This is a genomic window from Streptomyces sp. GbtcB6, from assembly GCF_019091475.1.
GTDB lineage: Bacteria > Actinomycetota > Actinomycetes > Streptomycetales > Streptomycetaceae > Streptomyces > Streptomyces hyaluromycini.
Genome location: NZ_JAGXJL010000002.1, coordinates 497,478 through 511,432, shown reverse-complemented (window position 1 = coordinate 511,432; position 13,955 = coordinate 497,478). Strand labels below are relative to the sequence as shown.

13 protein-coding genes are annotated in these 13,955 nt (G+C 71.6%); 2 read left to right on the top strand and 11 right to left on the bottom strand.

Annotated elements, in window-relative coordinates; genetic code table 11:
• Window positions 1-18 precede the first annotated feature (18 nt).
• From KVT45_RS05090 to KVT45_RS05050, 9 genes are all read right to left on the bottom strand, one after another.
• On the bottom strand, window positions 19-873 hold the full coding sequence (locus tag KVT45_RS05090) for an endo alpha-1,4 polygalactosaminidase (protein WP_217545245.1): 855 nt from the start codon (window positions 871-873) through the stop codon (window positions 19-21).
• Window positions 870-1,538, bottom strand: coding sequence for a spherulation-specific family 4 protein (locus tag KVT45_RS05085; RefSeq protein WP_217545244.1), 669 nt, complete (start codon window positions 1,536-1,538; stop codon window positions 870-872). The genes KVT45_RS05090 and KVT45_RS05085 overlap by 4 nt, the downstream gene beginning before the upstream one ends.
• Window positions 1,535-2,428: an NAD(P)-dependent oxidoreductase gene (locus KVT45_RS05080; RefSeq protein ID WP_217545243.1), complete on the bottom strand. Its 894-nt coding sequence runs from the start codon at window positions 2,426-2,428 to the stop codon at window positions 1,535-1,537. The genes KVT45_RS05085 and KVT45_RS05080 overlap by 4 nt, the downstream gene beginning before the upstream one ends.
• A gap of 7 nt (window positions 2,429-2,435) precedes the next feature.
• The gene (locus KVT45_RS05075; RefSeq protein ID WP_217545242.1) at window positions 2,436-3,149 is read right to left on the bottom strand and encodes a nucleotidyltransferase family protein; all 714 of its coding nucleotides are present in this window, start codon (window positions 3,147-3,149) and stop codon (window positions 2,436-2,438) included.
• Between the two features lie 43 nt (window positions 3,150-3,192).
• Window positions 3,193-4,194: a GDP-mannose 4,6-dehydratase gene (locus KVT45_RS05070; protein ID WP_217545241.1), complete on the bottom strand. Its 1,002-nt coding sequence runs from the start codon at window positions 4,192-4,194 to the stop codon at window positions 3,193-3,195.
• Window positions 4,195-4,234: 40 nt separating this feature from the next.
• The gene (locus KVT45_RS05065; RefSeq protein ID WP_217545240.1) at window positions 4,235-5,662 is read right to left on the bottom strand and encodes a hypothetical protein; all 1,428 of its coding nucleotides are present in this window, start codon (window positions 5,660-5,662) and stop codon (window positions 4,235-4,237) included.
• Window positions 5,659-7,173: a GT4 family glycosyltransferase PelF gene (pelF, locus tag KVT45_RS05060; protein WP_217545239.1), complete on the bottom strand. Its 1,515-nt coding sequence runs from the start codon at window positions 7,171-7,173 to the stop codon at window positions 5,659-5,661. Before pelF ends, KVT45_RS05065 begins: the two co-directional genes overlap by 4 nt.
• 113 nt (window positions 7,174-7,286) lie before the next feature.
• On the bottom strand, window positions 7,287-9,419 hold the full coding sequence (locus tag KVT45_RS05055; protein ID WP_217545238.1) for a hypothetical protein: 2,133 nt from the start codon (window positions 9,417-9,419) through the stop codon (window positions 7,287-7,289).
• A 316-nt stretch (window positions 9,420-9,735) separates the two neighbouring features.
• Window positions 9,736-10,263, bottom strand: a complete 528-nt coding sequence (locus tag KVT45_RS05050; RefSeq protein WP_217545237.1) for a hypothetical protein — start codon at window positions 10,261-10,263, stop codon at window positions 9,736-9,738.
• A gap of 399 nt (window positions 10,264-10,662) precedes the next feature.
• On the opposite strand from KVT45_RS05050, the gene KVT45_RS05045 reads away from it, so the two are divergent.
• Complete coding sequence (locus KVT45_RS05045) at window positions 10,663-10,878, top strand: hypothetical protein (RefSeq protein WP_089106243.1); 216 nt, start codon at window positions 10,663-10,665, stop codon at window positions 10,876-10,878.
• A gap of 140 nt (window positions 10,879-11,018) precedes the next feature.
• A complete protein-coding gene (locus KVT45_RS05040; RefSeq protein WP_217545236.1) occupies window positions 11,019-11,876 on the top strand; it encodes a chitosanase in 858 nt (285 codons plus the stop codon).
• Between the two features lie 75 nt (window positions 11,877-11,951).
• On the opposite strand, the gene KVT45_RS05035 is transcribed toward KVT45_RS05040, so the two are convergent.
• On the bottom strand, window positions 11,952-12,935 hold the full coding sequence (locus KVT45_RS05035) for a GNAT family N-acetyltransferase (protein ID WP_217545235.1): 984 nt from the start codon (window positions 12,933-12,935) through the stop codon (window positions 11,952-11,954).
• 212 nt (window positions 12,936-13,147) lie between these two features.
• A complete protein-coding gene (locus tag KVT45_RS05030) occupies window positions 13,148-13,954 on the bottom strand; it encodes an SAM-dependent methyltransferase (protein WP_089106247.1) in 807 nt (268 codons plus the stop codon).
• Window position 13,955 lies beyond the last annotated feature (1 nt).

Below are 13,955 nucleotides of genomic sequence, written 5' to 3'. Positions count from 1 at the left end.
CCCGGCCCCGCGCCGCCGTCAGCAGGGCTTGCGCCACACCCCCAGTTCGAGTCTCTTCTGCATCGACGACAGACCCAGCCGCCGGGACTCGGCGCAGAAGGCGCTGGTCGGTTCCCTGTACTCCACGTGGAAGACCGCCTTGCCCGCCTTGATGAACGGGGTCAGGCGCGCACACTCGTCGTACTGGGCGCACTCCTCGTCGACCGCGAAATCGAAGTCGGCGAGCAGCTGCGGGATCTGCGGGAGGTCGTTCTTGAGGCCCACGGACAGGCCGCGTTCATGGGCCATGTCCGCGATCATGCGGTTGTAGCGGAGCTGGTCGGCGGCGGTGAGCCGGAAACCGGTGTCGTTGCCGTAGCCCTCCACCAGGTCGGGCTCGACCGCGTCGAAGCCCTTGTCGCGGCACATGTCGAAGCGCCGCTCCATGATCGGCCGCAGGACGGACAGCTTGCGGATGTCCAGCCAGCGTTCGCCCGCCCAGCCGTTGTTCTTCCCGAGCACCGAGCGCGGGAAGTCGTCCTTGTCGGGCCGGAAGTTCTCCCACGCGCCGACGTTGACGTAACAGATGACCTTGCGGCCGGCGCGGTGCAGCGCGGCCACGTCCGCCTTGGAGTTCTCGAAGCCGTCGATGTCGTAGACGGGCACGTCCACCGTCGGCTCGACCTCCCCGTCCAGCTGCCACTGCCAGGCCAGACCGGGCTTGGGTTTCCAGACGGCCTCGGCGGGGCCTGCCGTGGGGGAGTCCGCGCCCGTGGCCGGCGAGTGCGAGTGCGAGTGCGAGTCCGGGTGCGGGGAGCAGCCCGCCAGAAGCGCCGTCGCGGTCAGGGCGGCCGGCAGCAGGATGCGCGCCCGCGGCCGTGCGGGTGCCCTCATCGTTCCGCCTCCGCCCCGGTCAGCGCCGGTGTCAACTCGGCCCAGGGGTTGGGCGGTTCGCCCGTCACCGGGCCGCAGACCGCCGCGCCGCGCTGGTGCGCGGTGCGCACCGCGAGCGGGACCAGGGCCTCGGGCACGCCGTAGACGAGATGGCACAGCCGCTCCGGCGGCAGCCGGCCGGCCCACGCCGGCCGGGTGAACGCCGAGACGTACGTGGACCAGTGGCCCTCGAAGGTGACGGTCAGGTCGGCGAGCCGGAGGTATCCCGGCGCCGGGTGGACGCCCGGGTTGAGCACCACCCTCCCGGCGCCCGCCTTCCGTACGGCGCGCACCAGTTTGCGGCAGGCGGGCAGCCCCTGCGGGGTCGCCGTCACCCGGTCGAGGAAGCAGCCGTCGGCCGCATACCACTCCTCGTGCCGGCGCATGTCCTCGGTGACCTGGGCCTGTCCGCGCATGCCGTAGTCGGTGTCGACGTACCCCAGGAGGAGCGCCCCGGCCGTGCGCAGCGCGTCGGCCGCCGCGGCGAACGCCGGGTCGGGGCGGTCACCGGGGCCGTCGGCCGGGTTGAGGACCACGCCGTAGGTACGGTGCGCGGCGGTGATCAGGCGGTGCCAGGCACCCGGGTCCTCGGCCGGGTGCACATACAGCGGAATCAGCAGGCTCACCGGGTACCGTCGCTCTCCCACAGGGCGGTGAGCGCGTCGTCCAGGGTGTGGGCGGGGCGCCAGCCCAGGGCCCGCCCGGCGGCGGAGATGTCGGAGCACTGCCACGACACCTGCGCCGAGCGGACCGAGCCGGTCGTGCTCTCCTCGACCCGGCCCCGGAAGCCGGCCCGGCCGGCCAGGGCGTGCACCAGCTCGCGCACCGGAACGGCCCGGCCGCCGCCGATGTTGAGGACGGGCGGCAGCGATCCGGGTGCGGTGGCCGCCAGCACCACCGCACGGGCCACATCCCGTACGTCCACGAAGTCGCGGTACGCCGACAGGTCCCCGAGCCGCAGCACCGCCGCCGCGTCCGGGCCCGCCTCGCGGAGCATGGCGGTGATCCGGCCGGGCAGTGAGGCGGCCGGCGCCCCGGGCCCCACCGGGTTGCCCACCCGCAGCACCACCGCGTCCAGGCCGGCCGCGGTCACCGCGGCCGTGCCCGCGAGCTTGGTCGCACCGTACGGGCCCACCGGGCTGGTGGGCGCCGACTCGGTCACCGGGGCGTCCGGGGCGCCGGGGCCGTACTCGGCGGCCGAACCCAGGTGCACCAGGCGGGCCGCCGGGGCCGCGTCGCGCAGCGCGGCGCACAGCACCGCCGGGCCGCGGGCGTTGACCTCGGCGAGGGCGACCGCGTCGCCGCCGGTCGCGCCCGCGCAGTTGACCACAGCGTCGGGCGCGACCGCCGCCAGGATCTTGGCCAGTTGCTCGCGGCGGACGGTGGCGAGGTCGACGCGATGTTCCACGCCGGCCGAACGGCCGCCGCCGAGGACCTGCGCGCCGGGCACGGCCCGCAGCCCCGCGGCGACATGGGTGCCCAGATAGCCGGTGCGGCCCAGGACGAGAATGCGCATGACGTGCTCAGGCTCCCTTGAGCAGAAGCGGCTTGCGGGTGGTGAACTCGGCGTTGGCCCGGTCGTAGTCGTCCGGGCGGCCGATGTCCAGCCAGTACCCCTCGAACTCGTAGGCGTGCGGCGGAGTTTCGGCCTTCAGCAGATCGATCACCAACTCGTCGAAGCCGAGCGGGAGTCCGGGCGTGTAGCCGTCGAGGGTGGCGCGGGACAGCCCGTAGACACCCATCGAGACGCGGTAGTCCACGCTCGGCTTCTCGGTGAACGCGACGACCTTGCTGTCGTCGGTGGTCAGCACCCCGAAGTCGATGTGGACCTTGCGGGCGTAGGTGGCGATGGTCAGCGGGGCACCGGAGGCTCTGTGCCGGGCGAGGACGTCGGCGTAGTCGAGGTCGGTGAGGATGTCGCCGTTCATCACCAGGAACGTCTCGGGCAGCCGCTGACGCAGGTTGAGCAGCGGGCCCATGGTGCCCAGCGGGCTCTCCTCGGTGGCGTAGTCGACGGCCAGGCCCCACTGGGAGCCGTCGCCGACGTAGGCGCGGATGATCTCACCGAGATGGCCGATGGCGAGGGTGACGCTGGTGAAGCCGGCCGTGGAGAGCTGGCGCAGCACGATCTCCAGGATCGCGTGCTGGTCGCCGATGGGGACGAGCGGTTTGGGCAGCGCGGTCGTGTAGGGACGCAGCCGGACGCCCTTGCCTCCGGCCAGGATCACTGCGTGCATGGGGCTCCTCCTTCGTGTACGTGCGCAGACGTGCCGGACGAGGTCAGATGTTGTAGATGCCGGTCTTGTAGCGGGCGAGGTTGGCCGGGTCGCGGAAGAACCGGGCGGTCTGCGCGAGGCCCTCCTCCAGGGAGTGCGCGGGCCGCCAGCCGGTGGCCGCGGTGAGCCTGCTCGCGTCGGCGACCAGCCGCATCACCTCCGAGCCCGCCGGCCGGATCCGGGCCTCGTCCTCGCGGACGTCGACGGCGGTGTCCATGACCTTGCCGATCAGCGCGACCAGGTCGCCGACCGAGATCTCCGTGCCGGTACCGGCGTTGAAGGTGCGGCCCACCACCTGTCCGGCGGGCGCGGTGCCGACCGTCAGGAACGCCTGGGCGGTGTCCTTCACGAACATGAAGTCCCGGGTGGGCCGCAGATCGCCGAGGGTGATCGTCCGTTCCCCGGCGGCGAGTTGACCGATGACGGTGGGGATCACCGCGCGCATCGACTGGCGCGGCCCGAACGTGTTGAACGGCCGCAGCGTCACCACCGGGGTCTCGAAGCTGGCGTGGTAGCTGTCGGCGAGCCGGTCCCCGCCCGCCTTCGAAGCGGCGTACGGGGACTGGGTGTTGATCGGGTGGTCCTCGGTGATCGGCACGGTCTGGGCGGTGCCGTACGTCTCGCTGGTCGAGGTGTGCACCAGCCGGGGCGTGCCGAGCGCGCGGACCGCCTCCAGGACGTTCAGCGTGCCGGTGACGTTGGTGTCCACGTAGCTGTGCGGGGCCCGGTAGGAGTACGGGATCGCGATCAGCGCGGCCAGGTGGTAGGCGGTGTCGGCGCCGTCGAGCAGGCCGCGGACCGAGCCGGGGTCCCGGACGTCGCCGAGGACGATCTCCACCTGGTCCAGGGCGTCCGGGGCGAGGGTCTCCAGCCAGCCGTAGGAGGAGAAGGAGTTGTACTGGGCCATGGCCCGCACCCGGTGCCCGGAGGCGACCAGCGCCTCGGTGAGGTGCGAACCGATGAAACCCTCGGCCCCGGTGACGGCGGCGAGCGGTTGGGAGGTCAACTGCGGTGTCCTTCCGATTGGTTGTGCGTGGGGGGAGTGACTATCCGTGCGGGGCGGGGCGGCCGAGCAGCGCAAGGGCGCAGGCCGCGAGACAGAGCGCCGCGGCGCCGCAACACAGCGGCAGGGCGAGGCCGGCCCCGGGGAGACCGAGCAGGGTGACCGCGCCGGCGACGGCGGCGGCCGTGACACAGAGCGCGGCCGACGGCCAGGCCGCGCCGAACGCCTGGAGCAGCAGCGCGGTCCACAGGGTGGCCGCGAGCAGCAGCAGGGCGGCCGGGTCGGCACCCGTGACCAGGGCGGCGGGCAGCAGCGGCAGCAGGTACAGCAGCAGGCAGAGGGCGAGGATGCCGGCCGAGCGCAGCAGGAACGCGGCGGGGGTGGCGGTGGCGCGCAGCGCGGCGACCGACAGCCCCCGGTAGCGGTACAGCAGCCACTCCGCCGGGCCCATGCTCACCGTGAGCACGATCACCGCGTACGGTGCGCGCGGCTCCCGGAGCCCCTCCAGGAGCACCAGCACCCCCGCGGCCAGACCGAACAGGCCGTACGGCAGCGACCACAGCACCTTGGGCCGGCGCACCGCGGCGGCGGCCGGAACGGCCAGGGCGCGCCACAGGACCCAGCCGGTGACGGCGAGCGTGGCGGTCAGGGCGAGCAGCGGCAGTCCCGCCCGCAGCAGCCGGCCCGGCTCCCACCAGGGCAGCACGGCCGCACCGGCGACCAGGGGGCTCAGCGCGGCCAGCAGCAGCCGCTCCCGGGCCAGTACCAGGAGCACGCCCGCCCCGGCCAGGTAGCCCGACTGGGCCGCCGCGGCCAGGACGGCCGGGCCGCCCCCGGCGACCACGGCGGCCGCCGCCGTGGCCAGCACCGCCCCGGCCGGGGCGCCGAGCAGGAGGGTACGGCCGGCCTCGCGCCGTCCGCTCGCCATCCTCAGGTAGGCGCGGTGGCCGAGGGCCTGCCCCCACGCCCAGGACACCAGCCCCGCCACGATCAGGGCCGGGGCGTGCCCGGCCGCGTTCCACAGCGGCGCGGTCAGCAGATAGGCCAGTCCGGGCAGCGCGAACAGCACGCCCCGCAGCAGACAGCGCACGGTGTCCGGGCGCCACGGGTCGGCCGCGGGCGCCGGTTCCGGGAAGGTCCTGGGCACCCGTTCGTAGAGCGCGGAGGCGAGCGAGAACAGGTTCGGGTGGCCGTACCGCTCGTTGATCACGGCGGCCGACAGGCCCTCCGACTCCAGCAGGGCGGCCACCTCGTAGGGGTGGACGGCGGGGCCGACCCGGTCGGCGAGTTCGGCGGCGAGCTCGCTGACCGCGTCCTCGTCCGGGCCGCGCCGGGGCAGCCGGATGGTCAGCGTGGTGTCGTCGAGGGCCCAGCGCGGCCGGTGACGGCGCGGCGGCCGGGGCTCGGCCAGGCGCAGAGCCAGGGTCTCCTGTTCGGAGCCGCCGGGTTCGAGGGACATCGGTCCGCTCACCGGGCCACGCTCCCGGTGACGGACGCGGCAGACAGCTCGGCCGGAGCCGGCGCGGCAGCCGACTTCCGTGCTCGGTGGGGCAGTTCGAGGTAGATGGCACGGAAGGTGTCGATGGTCTGGCGGAGCGTGAACTGCTCGATCACCCGCCGCCGGGCCGCCTCGCCCATCGCCCGGCGGCGCGCCGGATCGCTCAGCAGATCGAGGGCGGCCGCGGCCATCGCCGCCGGATCCCGGGGCGCGACGACCAGCCCGGTGTCGCCGACCGCCTCCCGGACCCCGCCGACGTCGGTGGAGACGGTGGCCCGCCCGCAGGACATGGCCTCGATCAAGGTGAACGGGAAGCCCTCGCTGATGCTGGAGAGCATCACGACGTTGCCGGCCGCGTAGGCGTCCTTGATGTCGTCGACGCGGCCCTCGAAGGTGACGGCGTCGCCGTGCCCGAGTTCGGCGGCCAGCGCCTCGCAGCGCTCCCGGTAGGCCTCGCCGCCCCTGGGCGTGCCGCCGAACAACCGCAGCCGCGCCTCCGGGAGTTGAGCGCGGACCAGGGCGAAGGCCCGGATCAGGGTCTCCAGGTCCTTGATGGGGTCCACGCGGCCCGCCCAGCTGAGCGTGGGCACCTCCGGCTCCGGTCCGGCCGCCGGGAACGCGGCCGGGTCGACGCCGTTGTACACGGTGCGTATGGACTCCGGATCCGCGCCGCCCTCCTCCTCCCAGAGCCGGTTGTAGCGGTTGCCCGGGGTGATCAGGGCCGCCTGGCGGTAGGACTCGCGGGCCAGGAGGCGGAAGAAGCCGAGCACGACCGCCTTGACCGGCCAGCGGTAGGGCGCGGTGCGATAGCCGAGGTAGCGTTCCCGCAGGTAGACGCCGTGCTCGGTGAGCAGCAGCGGGACCCCGTGCTGGTCCAGCGCGGCCAGCCCCGGCAGCGCGGCTACGCCTCCGCTCACCGCGTGCGCGACGCCGGTCTCGGGCAGCGGAGCGGTCAGCGGACGCAGGGCGTGCTCCAGGAGCGCGGTCGCGGTGAGCGCGTCGTGCAGGGTGGGCCGGGCCTCGCGCACGGCGACGCCGGGCCGGTTCCACAGCGAGGTCAGGACGGTGATCGCCGGGTCGGCGCGCAGGAACGGGCTGAGCATGCCGTCCGCCGCGGCGCGCGCCAGGGCGTACAGGGCGGCCGGGAAGCCGTCCTCCTCCCGCGGGTCGAGCAGTGCGGCGAGGAACCGGCCGTAGGCGTCGGCGAGTTCACGGCGGGCCCGGCCCCGGGGCGCGCGGCCCTCGGGCGGGTCGCCCCACATCGGCACGGACCACACGTTCGAGACGTGTGGGGGCAGGTCCCAGACGACGGGCTCGCGTCCGGTGCCGGTGACGGCGATCACGTCGAAGTCGATGTCGGGCATGCCCTGCACCAGTTGGTCGCACCAGACGCTGACGCCGCCGTGACTGTGCGGGTAAGTGCCTTCGGTGAGCAGGGTGACGCGCGTAGTGCGGGTGGGCGGCGCGCCGTCGGGAAGGGACATCGGGTGCTCCACGGCCGAGTTGTGGGGGGTGGTCGTGCCGGTTCCGGCCGCCGGCGGGCGGCCGGAACCGCGGATCTGTTCTTGCGTCGGTCGTCGGTGCGGCGGAGCGCTGTTCAGTTGGTGACGGTGGCGGGGACCTGATCGGCCACCCCTGCCGGGACCCGGGTGTGGGGCGCGGGATCCGTGGCCGGGGCGGTGTCGTCGGCCGCCGTGACGGCCGGGGTCGCCGTGGTGGCGGGGAGGGTGAGGCTGATCGGGTCACCCGCCGACGGAGTCCAGCCGGAGACCGCGCCCGCGTACGCCGAGCCGAACGCGGCGCCGCCCACCGTGGTCCCGGTCGGCAGGGTCGCGGTGACCTCCAGGCCGGCCGGTGCCTCGACGGTCACGGCGTCGCCGATGCGGTAGGCGGTGACCTGGCCGGCCTGGAGCGCGGCCTGCCAGTCCGCCCGGCGCTTCAGCTCGGTGCCGATGTCCTTCAGCCGCAGGTTCACCACGGGGGTGTTGTCCGCGAACAGGGCCTGGTAGCCGTCGAGCACGCCGTTCAGCACCGGGTAGGCGATGCGGTCCTCGGTCAGGTTCGACTGGTGGATGTAGTGCGGCCGGGGATCGTTGGACAGCACGTGCCCGAGGTCGATCCGGGTCTCCAGCGGCACGATCTCGTCGGTGTAGCCGGTGCTGGTGTCCAGCGGTGCCGACAGACAGGTCGTGGTGGTCGGGTTGTCCTCGCAGATACCGCTGCCGCCCTGGGCGCGGCTGGTGTAGAGCCAGTTGTACTCGTCGACCTCCTCGGAGGCCTTGCCCGCGTTGTAGAAGATGTTCATCGGGTAGCGGGGCACCGTCTCGGCCGCACCGACCTGACGCTGCTGCGGGTCACGGGAGTTGTCGGAGCCGAGCCAGTCGACGCCGTTGGCGGCGAGGGCGGGCGACAGGTTCGGGTTGTCGTCGGGCTGCTGCGGCAGGATCCGCATCCCGGAGTGCTCGCCGGTGACCAACTCGTCGTTCTCCAGGGGGAGTCCGTTGGTCTCGGCCCAGACCCGGTTGTTCGCGATCTCGTCGGAGATGTCGTTCTGGCTGACCCACTGGGTGCTGCCGTCGGCGTTGGTATCGCAGACCCAGGGCACCACGGCGGTGTTCTGCACGCAGCCGAGGAAGGCGTGCGTGTAGGTGTGGTTGATCCAGCGGAAGTCGTTCTTGTCCGCGACCAGCTTGTCGGCGAGCTGGTCGACCCCGTCGTTGTCCGAGCGCTGGTCGACGCTGCCGGAGCCGTTGAAGGCGAGGTCGAAGGTGAAGTTCTTGCTCTGCTCCCAGGCCACCGCGTAGTCGACGTCGGCGGACGTCATCCGGATCGGGTCGGCCGTGGCGCCGGAGTCGGTGCAGTCGACGTCGCCGGGCGTGCAGTTGAGCTCGCTGTTCCAGCGGTCGTCCTCGGCGAACACATCGTCCACGTGCACGGCGAAGTAGTTGCGCGAGGCGCCGAGGTGCACCCCGCCGGTCATCCACTCGACGATGCCGCGGGCCAGCAGCCGGAACTGTTCCTGGTACTGGTTGTAGACGAAGGTCACGACGAGCTCACGCCGGTTGTCGTGCCGGTACTCGCCGACCAGGGAGCCCTTGGCTGACGACCCGGGGATCGTCGCCTCGACATAGGGCGTGAAGTCGGCGCCGGCCGCCGGCTGCGCGAGGTAGGCGTAACTCTCGCCGACGGAGGGGTCGTTGTCCTCGAAGGGGACGGTGCCGTCGAGGTAGCCGAAGGGGCCCGCCTGGCCGGCGGCGGTCACGTCGGCCTGGGTGCCGTCGATGCTGCCGGAGTAGCCCGCGCTGCCCACCGGGTACTGCAGACCGGCTTCCGGACGTGCATAGGTATAGGCATCGACCTGGGGGATCTGGTAAACCTGTTCGTACGCTGTGAGTGCCGCCATTTCACTTGAACCGCTCGCGAACGGATTGTCGTCGGGCAGCACCACGGCCTGGAACTTGGCGCGGGCCCGTCCGTCGACGGTGTCCGCGAGGAAACCGGCGTCGATGACCTGCCGTCCGGACTGGGTCAGGTCGATCTCGGTGAACGGCGTGCCGTCATCGGTCAGTTCGGCGGCGATGGCTGCGGTCGACGGTCCGCCGTCGCTGACCAGCAGTACCCGTAAGTCGATTCTGGGTGCGTCATCTGCATGGGCCGCGCCGGCCGGCAGGCCGAGCGCGGCGATGAGCGCACCGACCGTGAGCACGGTCGTGCGTATGGTCCGCTTCATGCGGTGAAGTTCCCTCCCCGGACGGGGGTGAGCACGGCTCCGCGGAGCGGACGCACCCCTTTGCCCCGACGCCGGCTTCCCCTGAGAGGCCAGTCGTCGACGCATCCGTCCCGTCACATAGTGGTGTCTGTGTGTAGCTTTCGCGGTCGTGTTGCGAAACGTGACGGAAAAGAGCAGGCGACCAACAGGCCTTGAATGGAACCGAGTTGGGCTTTTTTCCGTCCACGGTGCAGGCCGGGCCCTCTGTGGGGGCAAGAGTGCCCGGCCCCGGATCATCGGCTGATCGCAGACCTTTCAGGTCATCCCCGACAGGCCGTCAGGCGCACAGGACGCGCGTCTCGGGCGTGTAGACCGGGCCGCCGCTCGTGTTCGTGGAGTCGCTGAACTCGGCGTAGTAGTACGAGTAGAAGCCGATGTTGCCGTTGCAGCCGGAGTCGGCGGCCACGCTCAGCGTCAGGGTGACGGTGCGGCTCTGGCCGGGCGGGACGGTGGCGCCGTAGTCGGTGCCGAGGTTGGTGGGCCCGGTGCCGGAGCAGGCGGTGGCGGTGCCGTCGGACGCGGCCAGGCTGCAGCCGGTGAAGCTGTACTTCAGGTCGGGGCGCTGTGTGGTCAGGTAGGTCGGGTCGATCGTCTGGTACACGAACCAGATGTCGTAGGTGTTGTTGTTGGTGATCGTCATCGACAGGTGCACCGTGCCACCGGGCGTGGTGGTCGCGGCGTCGGTGGCGAAGGCCAGCCCGGCCGGCGCCGGGTCGGCGCTCGCGCTGGGGGCCAGTCCGAACAGGGCCAGAACGAGGGCGAGGACGGCGCCGAGGCCGAAGCGTCTCATCAGTGGTGATCGCATGGCGGGGAGGCTAGGCAGCCCCCTGCGCGGGCGTCTTCCCTGGGCGACAGGACCGACACGCCGAGTGACCAAAAGCACGCGTTCTGTGAAGACGCTGTAACCGACACGTGAAGGTGTAATCGACCGGCAAAACACGCAAGTGCCGGGCGATCCGTCCGGGCCGCCACCCGGACCCGGCGGCGGAAGCCGCTCCGCCGCCCCGGAGGGCGGTTATTGGCGTGTATCGGATGCACCGAACCGCCCTCCCGTCACTCCGCCCCCGAAACTCTCGGCCAACCACCGATTTCCGGCCCCACCCGCGAGAGCATCGCCTCCGAGGGCCTCGAACCTGCCGGCGGCCATCCGCCGGGTGGCCCTGTCCGCGGCATGAACCGTGCCGTCAGGGGGCATGCGGTCACTATGGAAGGCGCGCCTGTGATCGTGCAGCCGCCGGGCCCCGACGGTGGCCGGCGGGTCACCATCCGCGGAGAGTACGTCGGCATCGCGTACCACCTGCTCGACGTCGTGGAGTTCCTGCGCCGCGCGGGCCTGCCCGAGGCCAGTACGACGGTCGACGACCCCGAGCTGATCGAGTGGCGCGGCATCGGACCGAAGGCCTGGACCGCCACCGGCTGACCCGCCTCGGACGCCCCGGACCGCACCGGCGGACTTGTTCGACTCTACGAACTTTCTGTGTGACGGGTACACATCAGTGGTATCTACTGATAGGAAACCTTCCTATCGATGACCGACCGCAACCCCCCACTGGAGTCCCTGTGCGGAACCCGAACGACACGACCACGACGAACCCCGTCCTGACCTCCCGCCGCACCCTGCTCGCCCTGCTCGGCGCGTCCGCCGTAGGCGCCGGCGCCGTGCTGCTGCGCCCCGCGCACGCCTCCGCCGCCCCGACGGCCGCGAGCTGTGTGGGCCTCGACGACCCGGCGAAGAAGGAGATCGCCATGAAGCTGGTGTCGAGCGCGGAGAACTCCTCGCTCGACTGGAAGGCCCAGTACAAGTACATCGAGGACATCGGCGACGGCCGCGGCTACACCGCCGGGATCATCGGCTTCTGCTCCGGCACCGGCGACATGCTCGACCTCGTCCAGCTCTACACCGACCGCAAGCCCTCCAACGTGCTCGCCAAGTACCTGCCGGCGCTGCGCCGGGTCAACGGCACCGACTCGCACAGCGGCCTCGACCCGAACTTCCCCGCCGACTGGCGCAAGGCCGCCCAGGACACCGCCTTCCAGCAGGCCCAGAACGACGAACGCGACCGGGTGTACTTCAACCCGGCAGTGCAGCAGGGCAAGACGGACGGGCTGGGCACGCTGGGGCAGTTCACCTACTACGACGCCATCGTCATGCACGGCGACGGCGACGACGCCACCAGCTTCCGCAACATACGCAAGCGCGCCCTCGGCAAGGCCAAGCCGCCGGCCCAGGGCGGCAACGAGACGACGTACCTCAACGCCTTCCTCGACGCCCGGGTGTGGGCCATGCAGCAGGAGGAGGCGCACAGCGACACCACCAGGGTCGACACCGAGCAGCGGGTCTTCCTGCGCAACGGCAACCTGTGCCTGAACACCCCGCTGGACTGGAAGGTGTACGGCGACAGCTACCACATCGGCTGACACCGGTCCTGGAGACTGAGTGAGAGCGAGTCCTGCTGCCAGGACTCGCTCTCGGCCGAACGCCCCGAAAGGTGATCAAGCGAGCGGCTTGCGGTAGCGGACGTACTCGTGCTGTCGCTGGAACCCCACGCTCTCGTAAAGATCGTAGGACCGGTGCGGATTCGCCGTGCCCGTGAACAGCCGGGCGGTTGTCGCACCCTGCTCGCGGAGGCTGCGTAGCCCGTCCAGCAGCAGGGCCTGGCCGATTCCGAGACGTCGGCGGTCCGCGCGGACACTCAACTCCTCGACCTCGCCCACGGTGCGGTCGTGGCGGCGGATGGAACAGAGGGCGACGCCGACCATGTCCTCCCCCTGCCACGCGGCTCTCCAGCATGCAGGGTCGGCGGTGTCGATGAATTCCTGGAATGTCCACTTTGGAGTGGGACTGTTGTCCGCATACGAATCGACAACTGTCCGCCAAGCTGCCCGGTAGTGGCCGGTCAGAACGGGCCCCGTCCGTATCCCGGCCGGCAACTCGCGGACCAGCGCGGGCAGTTGCCGTAGTTCACCCAGCTCCAGCTCGACCAGGCTGAAGACACGCCGGTAGCCGTTGCCGAGGAGAAGCGCCGTGGCGTCCTGTTCGGAGGCCATGGCGTTCGCGCCGATCACTGCCGTCCGCGTCGTTCCATGCTGCCGGACGAGTTGGCGGATCCGCTCTTCGGCCCAGCTCAGCATGGCTGAGCCGATGCCCTGGCCGCGATGCTCGGGCAAGAGGTGGCCACGGTGCAGATACAGCCACGTATCGTCCCGCTCCTGCCACCACCGGATCGTCGCGTAGCCGACGACGCCTCTGCCCAGCACCACCAGGATCTGGTTCTTGGACGGTTCCTCCAACTTGGCGGAGGCTTCGGCGATCTCGGCCGCTGTCGGGAGCCCTTCCACAACCGAGTGGGCATCGACCCGGTCCCGCTCCGCACAGCCCAGCCGCACTGCGGCCATGGCGGCGTGGTCTTCGCTGCCGCGATACGGCCGGAAACCGAAGCCGACCGGAAGGTTCTGCCCTGGCACGCCATCCGACATGAGCGGATGATCTCGAACCTCGAGGCGGATTCGCCACCCTGTTCGACGAGATCGCCGCGTTGCGGACGAGTGCGACCAGGCGGGGTGCGTTCACGACCCGCCACCGCGGCGGAGCGTCCGGCGGACCCGTGTTCACAGCCCCCGGGCTGTCGTACCGCCGAGTCCCCGCGTGGTACGACAGCCCGGAGGCGGATCCCCCCTCGGAATGGTCCTTACGGCTTGATGCCCACCCCGGTCCACAGGCTGACCTCCGCGTCCGTGGCGGTCGGTTCCGCGTCCGGGCGCCAGCGGTGGCCGACGCAGACGCCGGGGTCGAGCAGTTCCAGCCCGTCGAAGAACCGCGCCACGTCCGCCCGGGAGCGGAACTGCACCGGGGTTCCGGCGTTGTTGTAGATGTCGGTGACCTTCTGCCAGGTGTCCGGGTCGAAGTCGGGCGTGCAGTGGCTCAGGGCGAGCGCGCTGCCCGAGGGAAGGACGTCGAGCAGCCGGCCGACGATGCCGTACGGGTCCTGCGCGTCCGTCACGAAGTGCATCAGGGCGTTCAGGGACAGTGCCACCGGGCGGTCGAGGTCCAGGATCTCGGCGAGCTCGGGGGCGTCGAGCAGTGTCTGCGGGTCGTTGACGTCCGCCTCTATGTAGGTGGTGCGGCCCTCCGCCCTGCTGCGCATCAGACGCTCGGCGTACTTGAGCACCAGCGGGTCGTTGTCGGCGTACACCACCCGGGCCTCGGGGACCACGGACTGGGCCACCTGGTGCAGGTTCGGCTCGGTGGGGATGCCGGTGCCGATGTCGAGCCACTGCCGGATGCCGTGCTCGCGCGCGAGAACGCGGGTGGCCCGGTGCATGAAGGCACGGTTCTCCCGCGCGCACACGAAGATGCCCGGGTAGGCGGACGCCACGCTCTCGGCCGCCTGCTTGTCGACCTCGAAGTGGTCCTTGCCGCCCAGGTAGTAGTCGTACATGCGGGCGGAGTGGGGCCTACTGGTGTCGATGTCCCGGGCCACGGGCGAGTTGGTCATC